Annotated in this window: 1 protein-coding gene; it reads left to right on the forward strand. The window is 34.0% G+C overall.

The annotated features are described in order from the left end of the window. Window positions 1–337: 337 nt before the first annotated feature. Window positions 338–1,360, forward strand: coding sequence for a hypothetical protein (locus tag HRT72_13220; protein ID NQY68668.1), 1,023 nt, complete (start codon window positions 338–340; stop codon window positions 1,358–1,360). Window positions 1,361–1,516: the final 156 nt, after the last annotated feature.

Genomic DNA, 1,516 nt, shown 5'->3' on the forward strand with positions numbered 1-1,516 from the left:
CTTCACTGCATGTCTCACGACAAACCAGCTTGCGACTTACTAATGGTTCGAGGCACGACCCTCGCCCATAAGGGACTTGCACCCTCTAAATTAATAACCTACTTTCAAGTAGATTAAAGATGCCCATGCTGGGCACACACAAGGTATATAGCAAATAGGGCGTTCGGTGGTTTACGAAAGTTCAGTGCTATTTAAAAATACCGCCAAATCGTTGATTTGGCTTTTAAGAATGAATAAATTAAAAACAAAATACAACGATTTGGTTCAGAGCAAACCTGAAAGTTTATTGCTTTCTACTGCCCTACTTTCCATATACTAAACGTTAGCAAATATAAAAATGAAAACTAAGTCGCTAATAATACTGTTCGTTTTACTGAATTTTCAGGGTTACTCGCAATTAGATTCTGATTCTAAAATTCAATTCAATGGAATATATGTTTCCGATCCAGTAACTGATTCCGTTGGAACGGATTCACTGTTATATCTACTTAGATTTTATAAAGATAAAACCGTTATTTCCTCCACATTTGTATATGCTAATTATAATTATGAAGGTTTGTTTTTATCGTTTACCAAAGAGTCAATGATAAAAAAAACGAAATATCAAACTATGGGCTCGTGGAAGGCTTCCAGTGATTCGATAAAATTCAATATCAACTTTAACAAAATCAGGATAACTAATACTGGAAGTATCATTGACTCAAACACTTTGGAAATCACCACAAAAAGCAATAAAAACAAAACACCTTCTATAGAATCATATCACTTTAAAGTCGTTGATTCAAACCCAATTAAAGCAAGAGAATTTCCTAAGAAACTAAATAATGGAGATATAATTAAAGTGTCTGAAGGTATAAGAAGTCATGGTGTAATTCAATCAAGTAAAATCAAAGAATTTGAAATAAAGGAAATGAACCTTATTGAAATGCGCTTTATATCAAGCTATGCCGATGAATATATGTTTGAAAGATCAGGGGATTATAAAGGAGATTACAAATACTTAAAAAAAGAGGCTAACAGGTTTTTGAGAACAAATAATATTAAACTCAATAAGTATTATTCGGAAATAGACAAACCTTTTAAATCCCTTAAGGGCGATTGGGGTGGATTACAGTGCCTTAAACCACAAACTCAAAAAACTGATTCTACCTTCACATATACAAATGATGTATTGACAGAGATTGAATCATTCTATAATAGAATAGTACAAGATAATTTCACACAGTCCGAATACTATATAGCTGGTTCTTCGAGAGTTTATTCCATAGAAGTGATATCTAGTAAGGAAGCATATTATCTTTTACAAGACAGAGAGTTGAGAAATGGACAAAATCTTAGTATTAAGTCAAAACCTAATTAACAATAAACATGTTGCTAATCGAGTAGGCGGCTCCGCCCAAAATTGAGCGGAGTGCACCTCTCACACCACCGTACGTACGGTTCTCGTATACGGCGGTTCGCAATCCATCATTCCAATCGCTCTTTACACCAATTGGAGCTATTCTGTACTTTAATA

It is taken from the genome of Flavobacteriales bacterium (genome assembly GCA_013214975.1).
In the GTDB taxonomy this organism is placed as follows: Bacteria; Bacteroidota; Bacteroidia; order DT-38; family DT-38; genus DT-38.